This is a genomic window from Cumulibacter soli (genome assembly GCF_004382795.1).
Lineage (GTDB): Bacteria > Actinomycetota > Actinomycetes > Mycobacteriales > Antricoccaceae > Cumulibacter > Cumulibacter soli.
In genome coordinates this window covers 91,928-109,031 of the sequence record NZ_SMSG01000004.1, presented here as the reverse complement: position 1 = coordinate 109,031, position 17,104 = coordinate 91,928, and the positions used below count along the sequence as shown (strand labels likewise).

The window sequence follows — 17,104 nt, the reverse complement described above, 5'->3', positions numbered from 1 at the left end:
TCCGCGCAACCGGAGACCAGCGACCGCGACCGGCGATCAAGCGGTAGCCGCCGGTGCAGTTAGTCGCTGAAGTGATTGCGTCCGATGGAGTCGGTGACGAAGGTGTTGCCGTTGCGGGCATCGAATAGCGCCGCATTTCGCAGCGCCACCTCCTTAAGTGCGAGCCCCCGCTCCCGGGTCTGCGCGGAGCGCAGGAAGTAGCGAGCCGCGATCGCCTGGCTCTCGTATTCCCGAGCGGGGGCGTCAGCGGCGATATCGTCGGCCATCCAGCCCAAGATCAGTTCGGCGAAGTCTCCGCGGCCCTCCAATGCGCGTAGCAGATTGATATGTGTGGCTTCCTGTTCGATCAGATCGTGCGGATACTGCCGCATCACTGCTACCGCCTCCTCTTCGGCCTCGACGACGCGCCCCACGAGCGCAAGCCGAAAGGCGCGGTGCGAACGCAGCGCGATGGCGTCGTGCTCCTGCATGGCATCGTAGGGGCCGGTGGTTTCGAGGGCGGCCACTGCAAGCTGAGGATCGAAACTACCCGCGATTGATGCGCCGAGATTGGCGGCGGCGACGCGTGGCAGGGCCGAATCATACGGCTCGGCGGCGTGCCACTTCTCGCGCCACCGCCGAGCGCCGTCAGGATCGCCGGTCTGCATGGCAACGATCGCGCGGCAGAGGTACGCCACATCGAGCGGATCTCCCTCGGCACGCGACTGTTGTTCGACGGTGTCGACGAGTGCGTGAATGCGAGACAGCGGCACGTCAGGCATGTCCAGCAAGGTGTCTAGTGAGATCACCACATACAGGCGAGCTATCCCGGCCAGGTCGGGATACAGCGCGGCGCGGTACTTCGTCGCGATTTGGTTGAAGCGGACGTAGGTGGTGAGACTTTCCGCCCGCGCGCCTAGATCCCACTGCGCTGAATACAACTTGCCAAGCGCCATCACCATCAGTTGTGGGTAGTCGAGCTCGGTGGCATCGCGGTAAATCGACTCGGCGGCCGCGGTCACCGCGTGCGGATCGTCGAGGTGCTTCAGAGCTTCGTATCGCTCGAATAGGTCGTCGAACTGAGATTCGAGTGCGGCTGGAATCTCGTCATCGAAGGCGATCACCATGGCCGGTCAGGCCGCCAGGTGATCGCGTATGACGGTGTCCGTGACGAACGTATTGCCATTGCGCGCGTCAAACAGCGCGGCGTTACGCAGCGCCAACTCCCGCATCGCCAGTCCGCGTTCGTGAGTCTCGGGTGAACGCAGCAGGTATCGCGCCGCGACGGCTTGAGTCTCGTACTCGGAGGCGGCTGAGTCCTCGGTGAGATCGTCGCTCATCCATCCTAGGACGGCGTTCGCCAGCGTCGGATTGCCTTCCAGCGCCCGCAAGAGGTAGAGATGCGTTGATCTCGTACGCACCAGTTCCGGGTCGTGTTGCAACATCACCGCGACCGCTTCGCGCTCGGCTTCCTGGGCCCGACCGACTAACGCCAGGCTGTACGCGCGATGCGCCTGCAGCATGATCGTGTGCTTCTCTTCCAACGCGTCGTACGGCATGAACCGCTCGATGATTTCGAGCGCCAGGTCGGCGTCGTACGTCAGAGCGATGATCGCGTCCATCTGGAGCGCAGCGGTGCGTGGCACCGGTGAGGAGTACGGCTCGGCGGCGCGCCATTGCTCACGGTAGGTGCGGGCGCCGTCCAAGTCGCCGCACAGCGCGGCCACCACGCCACGGCTGAGCAGCACGTTATCCAGGGGATCGCCGGCGGCGCGTACTTGCTGTTCGGCGGCATCCAGCAACGCGATGATCCGAGACAGTGGTACGTCGGGCATCTGAGCCAGCGTCCCGGCGGCGATCACGATCAGCATTTGCATGTTTTCGGCGATCGTCGGATCGATAGCGTCGCGGTGCTTGACGATGATGCGATTCATTCGCAAGTAGGTCCCGAGCGATTCGGCCCCGGCATCGCGGTCGTACTGGGACGAGTACAAACTCGCGAGCACCATCAGCATCAGCTGCGGATACTCGATGGCGGCCACGTCCGTGTACAGCGCTTCCGCAGCTGCTTCCAGTTGTTCTGGGTCATCCAGCGTGTCGAGAGCCAGGTAGCGCTCGACGAGATCGTCGAGCACGTCCTCTAGGTCGGCTGGCCACTCATCGTCGTGGCGAATCACCATGGCGCGCTGTCTCCTTGTATAGATGGGTTCTGTCGATCGGCCGCCGCGACGATCAAGGTGTGTAGGGACTGGCTGAGGGCGAGGGCTTGGTGTTCGCCGAGTTGCTGTCCGGCCAACAGCAGTCCGAGTCCATACAGGGAGCGAATTGAGTCGCGCGCGATGTCACCGCGCGATGTCGCACCCAGCGCACGCACCGGTGGGCTGAGCAGGTTCAGGACCAGCTGGGGCGGGACATTTTCGGGTACCACGGCGAACTCGCCCAATATGTCAGCCATTGGATCGGGATCTTCGTTGACATCGGGCATGTACGTGCGGCCGGGAGCGAACAGCGACGGGGTAGAAACCGGCGAGAACGACTTCAATCGGAGCCGGACGTCGGCCGAGATCGGTAACTCGTCCCAGGCCGCGATGACCCGCGCAGCCAATTGGCGGTCGGCTTCGCGTGGCTCCGGGAGTAAGTCGATCACGCTGAGTAGATCGAGTTCGGAGATCCGCGCCTGAGGACGTCGAGCCTGCGCCTTGCCCAAAATCTCTGATTCGTAGACATAGCCGCCATTGATCAGCACCATGCCCTGCGCGCGCGACAGGTCCGCGAGGCCGCCGTACTCCGCGACGGACCGAACGAAGTGGACGTCGTCGTACTGCGCGAGCAGGTCATCCAGGGGACGGCGACCGACCGTGGAGACGACTGGCAGGTGCCGACAGACGAAGTCCAGCATCTCGTCGTCGTTGACCGCCAGAGCTCGTAGGCCGGTCGCGTGGACGTCGCAGAATGCCGCAAATCGGGCGGGGGAGTCGGCGGACATATCGTCGATGTGGTCGCGGATCCTCCGTCCGATCGCCTTCTTGACGTCGCCGAGCAGCGCATTCTCCTGCAGCGCTTCGCGCGATGCGGTGGGTGCCAGCGGACCGCAGTCAGCGACGATCCGCACGAAATATGCCCACGGTGGGGCCAATTGATCGTTGCGCGTCGAAAGCAGCATTCCACGCGCGTAAACAGTGTCCCCGGCCCGATCGCCGATACGTCCAGGTGAATCCAGGACGTACGCGACGCCGTTGAACCCGAGCAGGTCGAAGTGAAGTGGGAGCACGTCCAGCGGCGCGAACCCGAACTCTCGACGGCAGAAGGCTTCTGCCTGCTCGCGCGGCATCCGCCACGGTGGGATCTGCTGGCTCACCAACTCGCCGTCAACGTGAATCGGCACCTCGAGGTAGCGAGCGAAGTCTTCGGCGAGCGTGCGCACTCGCGCGGCGCTGGTCCATTCATGTTCCCCGCGGCGAGGACGCACCACGACTTCGGTCCCGGGTGAGTCGAGCGGCTCGTCGGCCGGCGTGACCGTGAATGTGCCGTCGGCGTACCCGACCCAGCGATCCGTACCAGCGTCGGCAGTCTTCGCGCTGCGCGAGCGGACCTCGATCTCGTCGGAGATCAGGAAGCAGGACAGCAGACCGATGCCGAACTGACCGAGGAAATCGCTGCGTACGGACGAGAAGTCCGACCGCTTGGAGGAGGCGCCAATCGTCGCGAGCAGACTACGCATCTCGTCCGCGGTGAGCCCGATGCCGTTATCGCTGATGATCAGAGCGCCATTCGTGGCGTCCACTCGGATCTGAATGGCCCCGGAGGTTGACGGATCGAGATTGCGGCGCGCGGTGATCGCGTCGCGGCCGTTCTGGATCAATTCGCGCAGGTAGACCCGAGGGCTGGAGTAGAGGTGATGCGAGAGTATCTCCACGATGCCGCGCAGGTTGACCTGGAACTGCTCGCGCATATCCGTCCGTCTCTCTCATGAAGTTCTGCGGGCTGCGAGTAACGCTATCGAGTGTCGAGCGTTACTCGCAGCCCCGCAGAACCGGCCGAGCGTGCTAGATCACCGCGGCGATCGCCTGCACTACGCGGTCAATGTTGCCCGCATTGATAGCTGCGACGCAGATACGGCCCGAATCGGTGCCGTAGACGCCGAATTCTGTGCGCATCCGCTCCATTTGCTCCTTGCCAAGTCCGGAGTAGGAGAACATGCCACGCTGGGTCGTGATGTATGAGACGTCCGAGGTGACGCCCGCAGCCTGTAGGCCGGCAACCAGGTCAGCACGCACGGCGCGGATTCGATCGCGCATTCCGCCGAGTTCGGCTTCCCACACCTTGCGCAGTTCGGCGTCCGCGAGCACGGCAGACACGACAGCGGCGCCGTGCGTGGGCGGGTTCGAGTAATTGGTGCGGATCAGGACCTTCAACTGGGACAGCACACGCGCGGCCTCGCCGGCGTCCGCGCAGTACGCCGACAGGGCGCCGACGCGCTCGCCGTACAGGCTGAAGTTCTTGGAGAAGGATGTAGCGGCGAGGAAGTTCAGTCCAGCGGCAGCGAACTTGCCGATGACCGCGCCATCCTCGGCGATCCCGGCGCCGAAGCCCTGGTAAGCCATATCGAGGAACGCGACCAGGTTTCGTTCGCGGACAACCTCGATGACGGTGTCCCACTGTTCGTCGGTGAGGTCATAGCCGGTCGGGTTGTGGCAGCACGCGTGCAAGACCACCACGGTGTTTGCCTCGGCAGCGCGCAGCGCGGCGATCATGTCATCGAAGCGGATCCCGCGTGCCTCCGCGTCGTAGTAGGGGTACGTCTCGACCTCGAAACCGGCCCGGCTGAACACCGCGCGGTGGTTCTCCCACGAGGGGTCACTGATCAGCACCTTCGACGTCGGGTATGTCTGGCGCAGGAGATCGCCGCCGACGCGCAGCGCCCCAGTGCCGCCGAGGGTCTGCACGGTCGCGATGCGGTCGGCATCGGCCTGCTCGCCGAACACGAGGGTCTTGACGGCCGCGTCGTACGTCTTCATGCCGTCGATCGGCAGGTAGCCGCGAGCCGACGGAGCCTCGGCCAACCGCGCCTCGGCCGAGCGCACGCAATCGAGCAGCGGAATGGTGCCGTTATCGCCGTAATACACGCCCACCGCGAGGTTGACCTTCTCCTGCTTAGGGTCGGCGTTGAACGCCTCCGTGAGTCCTAGGATCGGGTCGCGCGGTGCTTCGGTAATGCCGGAGAAAAGTGCCATGTCGTCATCGTAGAGGCGTGACGTGCGCGATAACGGCGTGAGTGTAGAGACATGCGCCTCAGCGCGGCCCCTGAGGGGCGCATCGGCGGCTCGCTCCGGCAGACTAGGGGCATGACCGACGTTTCTAAGTCCTCGACGTACGCCGCTGCTGGAGTCGATCTGGAGGCCGGCGACCGAGCAGTCGAGTTGATGAAGGCCAAGGTCGCGTCCGCGTCCCGGCCCGAGGTGGTGGGCGGACTCGGCGGGTTCGCCGGTCTGTTCCGACTCGACGTGAGCAAGTGGCGACAGCCGCTGCTGGCCTCGTCGACGGACGGTGTCGGTACCAAGGTCGCGATCGCGCGCCAACTCGATAAGCACGACACGATCGGGCAAGATCTGGTCGCGATGGTGGTCGACGACATCGTGGTGTGCGGTGCAGAACCGCTGTATCTGCAGGACTACATCGCGTGCGGCAAGGTCGTGCCCGAGCAGATCGCCGCGATCGTCGGCGGTATTGCCGACGGCTGCCGGATGGCCGGCACAGCACTCGTTGGCGGCGAGACCGCCGAGCACCCGGGCTTGATGAGTGAGGACGAGTACGACGTCGCCGCGTGCGCCACGGGGATCGTCGAGGCCGATTCGGTTCTCGGACCCGAGCGGGTGCGGGCCGGCGACGTGCTCATCGCGATGGCCTCCAGTGGGTTCCACTCGAACGGTTACAGCCTGGTGCGTAAGGTAATCGCGGATACCGGTCTCGACTTGTTCGCCACACCCGAGGGCCTCGATCGTTCCTTGGGTGAAGCCCTGCTGGAACCCACGCGCATCTATACGTTGCCACTGCTGGAGCTATTGAAGAGCACCGATGTACACGCCATGTGTCACGTCACCGGCGGTGGAATTCCGGGGAACTTGCCGCGGGTGCTGCCGGACGGGCTCAGTGCCACGGTTGAGCGCTCGAGCTGGGCGCTGCCGCCGGTGTTCTCGGTGATCAAGGAAGCTGGCGGTATCGCGCGCGAGGAAATGGAGCGCGCGTTCAACGTCGGTGTCGGCATGCTCGCTGCGGTGCCGGCTTCGGCCGCTGATGGCGCCGTGCGTCAACTGACGGCGGCCGGAATTGAATCTTGGGTATGCGGCCAGATCGCCGAGGCTGACGGCGCCGCGGTCACCACGCTCGTGGGTGACTACCGGGCCTAGCGCCGATGCTCTGCCCGGGGTGCAGCGCCCAGGGCTCGCGATCTCGCAACGTTGCAGCGCACAAATATCGACTCCCATCGGGGAGTCGATATTTGTTATTTGCCGGTGCTGATGGCTCGAGTCAGCCTGTGCTGCGACGGCCGGTGTCCGGCTCGTCGTTGTAGTCGGCGTACTTATCGGCGAGATCCGCGTACGGATCATCGTCGTAGTCAGCCTCGTCTCTGGGCTGAGCAGACGACCCTCCGAGCTCGCGCTGGAGCGCGCTCAGGTCGGTGTCAGGCGAAAAATACTTAAGTTCGCGAGCAACCTTGGTCTGCTTTGCCTTTGCACGGCCGCGCCCCATGGCTCGACCCCCTCATACGCAGCGGGCCGCACAAAGCGGTCCCGGATCCATTAGTCATATCGTGGGCACCAGCCTACCCGGCTTTGATCGGTTCGCCCACCTAGGCCCGGCGGTACGGCGCGTTTGGTGACGCGTTCATTCCGCTGAGCGCGAAATCGGCGCCCAGCGGCACGTAGTGCTCGTATCGTTCGGGGCGTGCACGCGTCGTACAGGAGTTCTCTGCGGGTCTACGAACCGATTTTCGCCTTCGAGGGCGCAGCCCGCAATCGATGGGCTCGCTACGCGGCTCGTCGGCGTCGCCAAGGTTCCGCGTTGGAGCGTGAACGGTACGCAATGTTGTCCGCGGTCGTCGGCACCCAGGTCGACTTTCACCGCTTGAATATCGACGAAGAGGCGCTGATCGCCGAATGGGGCGAGAACATCGTCGTGTGTCCGCTGGACACTCGTGACCGCGCGTTGCAAGCCATCGTCGACTCCGAATGGAAGTTGCCGTTCCCGCTCAGCGACCAGGTACTGGGGCGGACCGCGAGGCGCAAAGCTGCCGGTCTGCAATTGCGCCCGAAGCCGACCGAGGACGAGGGCAAGGATCACGTCGTCACCGCCAGTTGGGAGGTCCCGTTCTGGTGGGCGCTGATGTTCACGCCATCGGACGCCGTGCCGACCGACACGCTGGAGTCGATCGTGTATCGAACCTCCATCGTGGATGCGCTGCGACGCGGCGAACGTGCTCTCGAGTTGATCTCGCAGACCTTCGGTGTCACGCCGTTCATTTCCGACCTCGATGTAGCCGTGCGCTGGCTACGCACCTTTGACCTCGATTCGATGGTCGAATTGGATTACGAGTCGTTGGCCGGGCTGCTGCATCGGATCCGACCGGACGGCGATGATTCGATGTCCGTGGCTGCTGACGCGTTGGAATATCTGCAAGAGGGCGACCTCGATTCGTCGCTAGCCTCCTACCGGGAATACGCGTCGACCTGGGAGGACGTCGGACGGCTGGAGGGCTGGAACTAGACCTCGCTGATCGCCCGTCATCGCAAATGATGAGGGGTGCGAACGAGTTTGGTAGGGCGTCAGATACCGTCAGGCCAGACGACGTGAGGAGATATATGGCTGCGAAAGTGACTGGCCATCTGCAGAAGCAGGCATGGATCGACCGGGTGTTGCCGCCCGTCGAGGAGGTCCAGCCGGGCTTATGGTCCATTCCGGTCGAGATCCCGATTCGTCCACTGCGATACGTGTTGGTCTACGTACTTGAGTTGCGCGACGGTATCGCGATTATCGATGCCGGGTGGAATGACGAGAAGTCCTACGAGGCATTGACCGCCGGGTTAGCCAAGGGCGGCTACGCGGTCAGCGACATTAAAGACATTCTGATCACGCACGTGCACCCAGACCACTTCGGACTGGCGAAGCGGCTGCGTGAAGAGACCGGAGCGCGGATTACGCTGCACCGCGCTGAGGCGACGACGTTGATGATTGACCCCACTCAGGAGGTCAAGTGGCAGATGGAATCGGACTTCCATGCCATTGCCAACGGTGTCCCTGAAGAAGAACGCCAACTGATGAACCGTGACGTTGGCGAGTTCCGTTCGTTCGTCGACCACCATCCGCCGGATGTACTCGTTGAGGACGGACAGCGCCTCGACCTGCCGGGCTGGGAGTTGGATGGCATCTGGACCCCGGGCCATACGCCGGGGCACATGTGCTTCGTGGACAACACGCGCAAGGTGATGTTCACCGGTGATCATGTGCTGCCGCGCATCACGCCGAACATCTCGGTGCACTCCAGCAACCCGCCGGACGCGCTGGCGAAGTACCTCGATTCGTTGACCAAGGTCGGCACCATCGCCGATGAACTAGGCGAACTCGAAGGGCTGCCCGGCCACGAGTACCGCTACTCGGGGATCAGTGACCGCACCGCGGAGTTGATCGGTCACCATGAGGAGCGGCTCGCCGAACTCGTCGGCGTCCTGCGCGATCAGCCCGGCCTCACCGCCTGGGAGGTGTCGCAGCGACTGTCGTGGAGCCGGTCGTGGGACACCTTCAAGTTCCCGGAGCGTCGCTCCGCGTTGGGTGAGTCCGTCTCGCACATCGAGTTGCTGCAGCAGCGCGGGGTAGTGCAGTCCGATCCGGGCGAGACCAATCGTTGGCGAGTCGTCGAGAAGTCCTAACGTCGTACGGTGCGCATGCGGTGGGTTCAGTCCGGCAATAAGCAGTGGCTATCCGGGCAGACCCACCGCATCGTCATATCTACCTTCGCGAAGCCGCAGGAACAACAGACCGACCTGAACCGTTAGGCACAACATGATCAATCTGATTGCGATTCTCGTCGCGATCGCGGGCATTCTCGCGGTCGCCGGTGATGCGGCGTACCTGATGTTGCTCGACAAGGCCGCCAAATCGCGTGGCGCCGCAGGTTCAGCCGTGAACCGCTATGTGAGTTCTCAGTGGAAGACGGTCGGCGCCGTCGGCGGTGTATCGCTGGTCGCTCTGCTCATGACTTCGGGCGGAACGTTCATGGACATCGTGGCGATCCTGCTGGCCGCGGGCGCCGGCACCATGGCCGTCGGGCACCTGGGCAAGGTCCGCCAGAAGTACGGCAACAAACCCCCGGCCATCGGCTAACTTCAGCGCAGCGCTCTGTGGGGCAGCCTGCGAGGCTATCGGTTCGGTAGTCTCGCGGGCCGCCCCATAGGTCGTTGGGTGTCTACTCGGTGCTTCGGCCCGCGGTGGTAGCGATGCCGCCGTCCACCGGCAGCACCGAACCCGTCACGTACGCCGCCGCGCGGCTGGCGAAATACACCACCGTGCCACCGATGTCGTCCGGGCGACCGATCCGTCCCAACGGAGAGGATGCCGCGATCGCGTCACCATGGGCAGCCAGCGTCACTGCCATCATCTTCGATTCGAACGGTCCGGGCGCGATCGCGTTCACGGTGATGTATCGGTCGCCAAGGTTGAACGCTAGTACGCGGGTGAGTTGGTGAACCGCCGCTTTGCTTGGCCCGTAGGGGAACGCGGCATGCCGCGGCACCTGAATGCCATCAATCGAGCCGATATTGATCACGCGGCTCGGATCGTCCTGGGACGCGTTCTTTTCCAATAGTGGCAGCAATGCCTCGGTGAGGAAGTACGGCGCCTTCACGTTGATATCGAAGACCTTGTCCCACGCTTCTTCCGGGAAGCTGCCGATATCCGCGGCCCAGGTCGCACCGGCGTTGTTCACCAGAATGTCGAGACTGGATTCGCGGTCGGCGATTTCGCTCGCGTACGCACGGCACGCTTCGGGCGAAGATAGGTCCGCGGCCGTACCGACGACGTCCCCGTGCGCCGAGAGTTCGGCAACGGCCTCTTCGACTTGCTGCGCCTTGCGGGCTGCGATGTAGACGCGGGCACCCGCGTCGAGTAAGCCGCGCGCGGCCATCAGACCGATGCCGCGGCTCCCACCGGTGACGATAGCGACTTTGCCGTCCAGGCCGAACATTCTGTTGAGTTGATCCATGCCGGTACTCTGCCACGTTGGCGATACCCAACCGTGACCGCATTGTCGCGCCGCCCGTTGCCGGTTGAGTGAGCGCTCGATAGGTTGAGGGGAACTTTGTAGCCTCAGACCCTCAAGGCGGTACTCGATGCGATTCAGATTCAAAGCGTTCGCGGCAGGCGTTGGGCTTACCCTCGCGCTGTCCGCCTGCGGTGATGCCCCGGACAGTTCGGACGAGCCGTCGCGCGACGACTTCCCGATCGAGGTGCCAGCCTCCGACGACTACGACGAAAATGCCGAGTTCGTGATGGCAGAGTCCTTGATGCCGTCGAGTTTCGACCCATACGCGAGTGCTGCTGGGCTGGATCAAAACTACATGGCCCCGATCTACGACCGGTTGATCTACCGCACCCCCGCGGGTGAGTTCGAACCGATGCTGGCGACCGAGTGGACGCCGTCCGAGGACGGTAAGTCGCTCACGCTCACATTGCGTGAGGGGGTGAACTTCACCGACGGGACGCCGTTCAATGCCGAGGCGGTAAAGACGAATCTCGACCACTACCGGTCCGAGGGAAGCAAGATCGCTTCCGAGCTGCTGCCGGTCACCGACGTCGAGGTGATCGACGAATACACCGTCAAGGTGAATGTGCAAAGCGGACTCGGTGCCGTGACGTCGTCACTTTCGGCGCGAGCCGGGATGATGTCCTCCCCGAAGGGGATCAAGGAAGACACGCTCGCGAGCAATCCAGTCGGAACGGGCCCGTACAAGGTCATCGAGGCAACCCCGGGTACCCGCGTCGTACTGGAACGAAATCCGGACTACTGGGATCCGGAGGCCCAGCGCGTCGCCAAGTTGACCGTAGTCGCGATGCCGGATGCGCAAACGCGCTACAACGCGCTCGCCAGCGGTGAGGCGACCGCAGCCGCGATCACTGTCGACCAGTCGAAGACGATCGACGATGACCGTGTGATCGTTGCGGGCCCGACTCCGCTGATCTACTTCTTGGCAATCAACACCGCCACGGCGCCGTTCGACGATCCCAAGGTGCGCGAGGCGATGAGCCTGGCGATCAATCGTGAGGACATCTCCGAGGGGCTGTACGGCGGATTCTGCGACCCCCAGGTGCAGATGTTCGGTAAGGGCACGATTGGCTACTCCGAAGAAATTGGCGACGGGCTGGACCAGTGGCCGTACGACCCGGACAAGGCGACGCAGTTGCTCGAGGAAGCCGGGGTTGACCCGAGCACGGCGTACGACGCGAACGTGACAGATAACGACACGGTGGATCTGGCCGAGGTTATCCAGGCACAGCTCAAGCAGGTCGGTATGTCGATGAACGTCAAACCCGGACCGCCGGCGACGCTCCTCGAGGAGTTCGCCTTCGCCAAGACGTCGCCGCTGACGGTGTCTGGTTACACCGGTCAGCCAGACCCGGCCGGCGTACTGGATCGCAACTTCTTACCCGACGCGCTGTACAACCCGGGTGGCGAGATGCCGCAGGAGATGCTGGACCTCGGTAAGCAGGCGGCCAGCGAGACCGATCCTGACGTGCGCAATGAGTTGTACAGCCAGTGGAGCGAACTGTTCTTGGAAGAGGTCCGCAACATCATCCCGATCTGCCTGACCAACCGGCTGATCGGCGCAGATGATTCGGTCACCGGGCTGCATGCCGCGACCGATTACACCGACTTGCGGTACATCGCCGTCTCGCCGGAGTAGCACCTGAAATCTGCGGTGGTTTAGCGGTGGAAATTGCGATTACCCACCGCCAAACCACCGCAGATCTGTGTTCAGGAGGTAAGTAGGGCCTCGCCCGCGAGATGGGCGTACTGTCCGTCGGCGGCGAGGAGTTCGGTGTGGGTGCCGAGTTCGATCACCCGGCCGTGCGAGAGTACGGCGATCTGATCGGCGTCCTCGATGGTGGATAAGCGGTGCGCGATGGTGATCGTCGTACGGCCGACGACCAGGGCATCGAGGGCTGCCTGCAGTTCGCGTTCGGTGTCGTTGTCCAGGGCGGATGTTGCTTCGTCGAGGACGAGTACGCGCGGGTCACGCAGCAGGGTTCGCGCGATAGCCAAGCGCTGCTTCTCCCCGCCGGAGAAACGGTAGCCGCGTGAACCGACGAGGGTGTCTAGGCCTTCGGGTAGCCCCGAAAGCAGGTCGTCGATCTGGGCCGCTTCCAGCGCTCGCCAAATCTCGTCGTCGGTGGCATCAGGTTTGGCCAACCGTAGGTTGTCGCGGATAGACGCGTGCACGAGGTAGGCCTCCTGGGCGACGACGCCGACGATCGAGGTCAGGTTCTCGTTGGTGAGATCGCGAAGATCGACGCCGTCAATGGTGATCCGCCCGCGCTGCGGGTCGTAGATCCGCGACAGCAGGGAGGCGAGGGTGCTCTTTCCGGACCCCGTCTCACCGACCAGCGCCAACGAGGTGCCCGAGGGTACGTGCAGGTCAACGTCATCCACTGCGGCTTTCGCGGCATTCGGGTAACTGAACGTCGCGTGCTCGATGACTACGTCGCCGCGCGCGCTGCTCGGGTCGAGGTAGCGCGGATTGGCCGGTTCAGCCACGTCGATCGGTAGGTCCTGGTACTCGAAGATTCGGCTGAACAGCGCCATCGACGAGACCCATTGGACGCCGACGTTCAGTAGTCCGAGGATCGGTCGGAAGATCGTGGTTTGTAGCGCCGTGAACGCGACCAGCGTTCCAATCGTCATCCCGCCGGAAGTTGCGGGGAAACCCGCCGCTAGGTAAATCAGCGCGGGGATCGTCGCGAACACGACGGTGGTGGTCGACATCAGCCAGCGCCCGGCGAGTTGTGAACGAAGTTCGAGGTCGGCGATGTCGGCCGAGGTCGCGGCGAACTGTTCGCTGGATCGTCCGTTTGCGCCGAGCGTCTTCATCAGCAGCGCTCCGGAGACCGATAGGCGCTCCTCGATTTGGGTCTGCATATCGGCGCGGCGCTTTTGCAGGGCGGATGTTTTGTCGCGGCGCATCAGCGCGACCTTACGGCTGATATAGATCGCTGGAGGAAGTACGAACAGAGAAATGAGGGACAGCCGCCATGACAACGCGGCCATGGCGATGGCGGTCCCCACCGCGGTGGTCACGTTCGAGGCGATGGAAGTCGCGGTCGTGGTAACCACGTTCTGCATGCTGGAGATGTCGTTCGTCAGGCGGGACTGCACCTCACCGCTGCGCTCACGGGTGAAGAACGACATTGATTGTTTCTGTAGGTGGTCGAAGACCGACACTCGTAAGCGGTGCATGACCTGCTGGCCGACCTTGGTCGACAGGTAGGTCTGCAGGACGCCGAGTACTGCCGCCGCGACCGCGATGCCGATCATCCCGGCCACTGCCCACACGAGCAGGCTGATGTCGCCGTGCGGGAGGGCATCGTCGATGACCGTCCGAACTAGGAACGGCTGCGCGAGGCTGATCACGGAGGACGCGACGATCAGCGCGACGACGACCGCAATGACGCCGCGAAACGGCCGGAAGAGGGTCGTGACGCGACGTAAGGAAACTGGTGAGCGGTCGAGTTGCGCGCGGTCGGCCGGGTTCATTCGAGCGCTCATGCCGAGCGGACCGGGACCGCCGACGGGGCCCATAGGTTGCATAGGTGGCTCCCCTTTCTCGGTGTGCGGTGCGGCTAAGTGACCGGCACAAGCAATTTGTGAGGCTACCTCACAATGAAGCAAACGCTGCATGGGCTACATTCATTCCGTGACTGATCGCACCGACGACCTCGCCGAGTTGCTACGGCACGCTTCACGAGCCTTGCGCCGGAGCACGATGGCCCTGGTGGAGCCGTTCGGGCTGAGCGTGCACCAGTTCCATGCGTTGCGCTTTATCGCCGGTCGCGGCGGTGGTGAAACCCGCTGTGCAGCGCCCGACGCGTCGCCGCGGATCTCCGATATCGCCGGTCGAATGGGCATGGTCACCCGGTCGGCCACCGACGTGGTCGATCACCTGGAGCGCAAGGGGTTTGTTCGGCGCGCACAACACCCGACCGACCGTCGGTCGAGGGTCGTCGAAGCGACAGGACATGGGCTTGATGTGCTGGCGAAAGTCGAATCGGGGCGAGTGGCGCACGCGGAGGAATTCTTTGGGCGGCTCGATCCTTCCGAACAGGACGCGCTCGCGGTGCTGCTGCGCCGCCTCATCTAGCGGCTTGGCGCGTCGGTGAGCACCCTGTCGTGCGCGCGGACCGTCTGACGTAGCCGGCCGCCTGACTTACCGAATCCTGCGAATTATCTCGGACTGGTGAACCTGCTGACCGGAGCGTGGCCACGCAGGACGTCCGGTGGACGGTACGTCAAACCTTGATGGGGTACGTCGCCATGACGATCACGATTGCGATGGCTGCCAGCCCTGCAACCGTGAGCAGGACCTGACCTGGCCGACGACCGCGGGTGCGCTGCGCCAACGCAGCCAGGAATAGAACCAGCGCGAACAGGACGGTCAGTATCGAGTAGTTGTCCCCGCGTTGGTTGTTCTTCAGCGCGTCGGCGAATCGCTGATCGGCGCGCTCAGTCCACTGTTGAGCTTCGGCCGTCCCGTCCGGTAAGTACTCAGGGCGTGCGAACGGTGCGTTCTCCTGCATCCCGTCGGCCATCCAGGCATCGAACGCGACCGCGAACGCCGGGGTGAAGCGGGATTCGATGTAGTCCGCGAACTCATCCTCACCGGTCTGTGTCGCGACTACCCACTCCGAGTAGATGGTCAGGTCGAACTGGCGAGCGTCGCGTGCGGTTCCTTCGTAGTTGGAGGCTTGGACGCGAGCGCTAGAGGCCTCGCTGAACGCAATGGACATTTCTCCGCCCCACTTGGAGGCCTGGAAGCCCGACCACGCGGTCAGTACAGCGGTGATCGACATCAAGACGACGAGGACTATTTCGCGAATAGACTTCTCGCGCTCGCTGTCGCCCATGGCCGATGGAGATTCCGTGTCGATCGCCGCTCGTTCAGCGTTCATCGTCGTCCTCTTCAGTTCGGCGCGCAGCCTTCTCTGAACAGGTCGCGCTCGTCACCGATATCGTTGGGGTCGCGGGCCGACAGTGCCTCATCCGTTTCGGCTGGTTCCGTCCCGTTACTGCCCGACGTCACCGTGGCGCGGTAATTGCTTGGCGGTCGGGCGTGGGCGGGCTCTGCCCTCGTCCCGGCGCGATACAGCAGGACACGGTGGACAGGGCGGGTTTCCTCGGGCGATTAGGCGTTGGTGCCGCGGCGGGTGACCTCAATGCCCTCGGCGACGCGATCCCATACGGACCCGCCAATCGGTCGATCACGCAGTACGTGCTTGCTGATTTTCTGCGTCGGCGTTTTCGGCAGTTCGTCGATCACCTCGACGTACCTGGGCACCATGAAGTACGGCATGTTCCCGGCCAGGTAGCGAATGAAGGACCGGTGATCGAGCTGGACGTCGTCGCGCAATACGACGACGGCCTTGATCTCGTCCTCGCTCAATTCGGAGGGCACCGCGACAACCGCGCTCTCTAGGACATCGGGGTGGGTGTTGATGACTCGCTCAACCTCGAAACTGGATACGTTCTCGCCGCGTCGCCGCAGCGCGTCCTTGATCCGGTCCTCGAAAAAGTAGTGACCGTCATCGTCCACACGGAAGGCATCCCCGGTGTGCACCCACCCGTCGATCAGTGTCGCCGCGGTTTTCTCTGGCAGTCGGTGATAGCCGCTCATCATCATTAGCGGCGAATCCGCGCGCACCCACAGTTCGCCGACATTGCCAGGCGGAACGTCGTTTCCTTGTTCGTCGACGATCCGCAGCTGATAGCCGTTTCGGGCAAGCCCAGCGCCTCCTGGCTTGAGGTCCTTGGGAGCGCATCCCATCACGGCGCCGATCTCACTCATCCCGTACACCGGTTCGGCGTCAAGAGCGAAGCGTTCGCAGAAATCCCGAATATTGCTCGCAAGCGGCGCCATCGGAGCGAGGCGTAGTGGATTGTCGGCGTCATCATCCTCGGCCGGACGTTGCTGCAGCATCTCCGCCATTGCGCCGAGCAGCAGCGTGTACGTGACGTCATGTTTGCGTACTGTCGGCCAGAAACCGGATACCGAGAATCCGCTGCGAATGATCGCGGTCGCGCTGTGGATGAGTGCCTGGTACTCGCCGTACCACTGCCCGGCGAGGTGGAAGACCGGCAACGTGACGAGGAAGCGGTCGTTCGAGGTTGGCGTGGGACGGTCCTCGCGCGAGGCGTAGGTGTATGCGTGGGCGTGGGTAATGAGCACGCCCTTCGACGCTCCGGTGGTGCCCGAGGTGTACATGTACGCCACCAGATCCTCGGCACGGTTGGGGACGACGTCTGCGGGTTCGGCGGCCGTCAAGGAGGAGAACGGAACGCACTGCAGTGCGCCTGCGGACGTGCGAGCATCCCCGCGGACGATGATCGTGTGCAGATCCGTGAGCCGATCCGCGACAGCGACAACGCGGTCGACGTACACCGCGTCGGCAATGATCACACGCGCGCCACAGTCATTAAGAATGTGCACTAGGAAGTCACCCACGTATGCGGTGTTGATCGGTACCTCGATCATTCCGCCGAGCGTGATACCCATCCAGGTATGGGTTGCATCCAGTGAATTGTCCAGCAAGAACGCCACGGTGTCCTGACGTCGCACGCCGAGCGCGCTCAAAGCGCCGGCGATCCGCAACGCGCGTTCGTGTGCCTGGGCGAAGGTGTACTGCGCTTCATCGCCGATATGCGCGACCTTGTCCGGCGACTCGCGCAGGACACGCTCGAATGCGTGGCTGAGTGTGCGGTTTTCGACGGCGGGGAGGTTGCTGGTCTCACTCATTTGGCTATTGTGCACGCCTCGGCAGATGTGATCGCTCAGCATGGCGTCGCCGGTGTGCTCAGCAACCGACG

The 17,104-nt window shown here is 63.6% G+C and carries 15 protein-coding genes; 6 read left to right on the top strand and 9 right to left on the bottom strand.

What is annotated here, in order from left to right; genetic code table 11:
• Positions 1–59 precede the first annotated feature (59 nt).
• The 4 genes from E1H16_RS10040 to E1H16_RS10025 form a co-directional block, all read right to left on the bottom strand.
• Complete coding sequence (locus tag E1H16_RS10040; RefSeq protein ID WP_134323744.1) at positions 60–1,106, bottom strand: hypothetical protein; 1,047 nt, start codon at positions 1,104–1,106, stop codon at positions 60–62.
• A 6-nt stretch (positions 1,107–1,112) separates the two neighbouring features.
• Positions 1,113–2,159, bottom strand: coding sequence for a hypothetical protein (locus E1H16_RS10035; RefSeq protein WP_134323743.1), 1,047 nt, complete (start codon positions 2,157–2,159; stop codon positions 1,113–1,115).
• Positions 2,153–3,931, bottom strand: coding sequence for an HSP90 family protein (locus tag E1H16_RS10030; RefSeq protein ID WP_134323742.1), 1,779 nt, complete (start codon positions 3,929–3,931; stop codon positions 2,153–2,155). The genes E1H16_RS10035 and E1H16_RS10030 overlap by 7 nt, the downstream gene beginning before the upstream one ends.
• Before the next feature lie 94 nt (positions 3,932–4,025).
• Positions 4,026–5,213: an amino acid aminotransferase gene (locus E1H16_RS10025; RefSeq protein ID WP_134323741.1), complete on the bottom strand. Its 1,188-nt coding sequence runs from the start codon at positions 5,211–5,213 to the stop codon at positions 4,026–4,028.
• A 111-nt stretch (positions 5,214–5,324) separates the two neighbouring features.
• Between E1H16_RS10025 and purM the strand changes: the two genes are divergently transcribed.
• The gene (gene purM / locus E1H16_RS10020; RefSeq protein ID WP_134323740.1) at positions 5,325–6,386 is read left to right on the top strand and encodes a phosphoribosylformylglycinamidine cyclo-ligase; all 1,062 of its coding nucleotides are present in this window, start codon (positions 5,325–5,327) and stop codon (positions 6,384–6,386) included.
• 121 nt (positions 6,387–6,507) lie between these two features.
• On the opposite strand, the gene E1H16_RS10015 is transcribed toward purM, so the two are convergent.
• The gene (locus E1H16_RS10015; RefSeq protein WP_134323739.1) at positions 6,508–6,729 is read right to left on the bottom strand and encodes a DUF3073 domain-containing protein; all 222 of its coding nucleotides are present in this window, start codon (positions 6,727–6,729) and stop codon (positions 6,508–6,510) included.
• A gap of 195 nt (positions 6,730–6,924) precedes the next feature.
• Between E1H16_RS10015 and E1H16_RS10010 the strand changes: the two genes are divergently transcribed.
• From E1H16_RS10010 to E1H16_RS10000, 3 genes are all read left to right on the top strand, one after another.
• Positions 6,925–7,743, top strand: a complete 819-nt coding sequence (locus tag E1H16_RS10010; RefSeq protein ID WP_134323738.1) for a DUF8083 family protein — start codon at positions 6,925–6,927, stop codon at positions 7,741–7,743.
• A 95-nt stretch (positions 7,744–7,838) separates the two neighbouring features.
• Complete coding sequence (locus E1H16_RS10005; RefSeq protein WP_134323737.1) at positions 7,839–8,903, top strand: MBL fold metallo-hydrolase; 1,065 nt, start codon at positions 7,839–7,841, stop codon at positions 8,901–8,903.
• 133 nt (positions 8,904–9,036) lie between these two features.
• The gene (locus tag E1H16_RS10000; protein WP_134323736.1) at positions 9,037–9,357 is read left to right on the top strand and encodes a hypothetical protein; all 321 of its coding nucleotides are present in this window, start codon (positions 9,037–9,039) and stop codon (positions 9,355–9,357) included.
• Positions 9,358–9,439: 82 nt separating this feature from the next.
• On the opposite strand, the gene E1H16_RS09995 is transcribed toward E1H16_RS10000, so the two are convergent.
• On the bottom strand, positions 9,440–10,234 hold the full coding sequence (locus E1H16_RS09995) for an SDR family oxidoreductase (RefSeq protein WP_134323735.1): 795 nt from the start codon (positions 10,232–10,234) through the stop codon (positions 9,440–9,442).
• A 127-nt stretch (positions 10,235–10,361) separates the two neighbouring features.
• Between E1H16_RS09995 and E1H16_RS09990 the strand changes: the two genes are divergently transcribed.
• Positions 10,362–11,933 (top strand): ABC transporter substrate-binding protein, encoded by a 1,572-nt coding sequence (locus E1H16_RS09990; protein WP_134323734.1) that lies wholly within the window; start codon positions 10,362–10,364, stop codon positions 11,931–11,933.
• Between the two features lie 71 nt (positions 11,934–12,004).
• Here E1H16_RS09990 and E1H16_RS09985 read toward each other — a convergent pair whose 3' ends face one another.
• A complete protein-coding gene (locus E1H16_RS09985; RefSeq protein WP_243837819.1) occupies positions 12,005–13,834 on the bottom strand; it encodes an ABC transporter ATP-binding protein in 1,830 nt (609 codons plus the stop codon).
• A 106-nt stretch (positions 13,835–13,940) separates the two neighbouring features.
• On the opposite strand from E1H16_RS09985, the gene E1H16_RS09980 reads away from it, so the two are divergent.
• Entirely contained in the window at positions 13,941–14,384 is a 444-nt protein-coding gene (locus tag E1H16_RS09980) for a MarR family winged helix-turn-helix transcriptional regulator (RefSeq protein ID WP_166741702.1), read from the top strand.
• 148 nt (positions 14,385–14,532) lie between these two features.
• Here the strand turns inward: E1H16_RS09980 and E1H16_RS09975 are convergent, their stop codons facing one another.
• Positions 14,533–15,192: a hypothetical protein gene (locus E1H16_RS09975; protein WP_208378981.1), complete on the bottom strand. Its 660-nt coding sequence runs from the start codon at positions 15,190–15,192 to the stop codon at positions 14,533–14,535.
• 233 nt (positions 15,193–15,425) lie between these two features.
• Positions 15,426–17,033 (bottom strand): AMP-binding protein, encoded by a 1,608-nt coding sequence (locus E1H16_RS09970; protein ID WP_134323732.1) that lies wholly within the window; start codon positions 17,031–17,033, stop codon positions 15,426–15,428.
• Positions 17,034–17,104 lie beyond the last annotated feature (71 nt).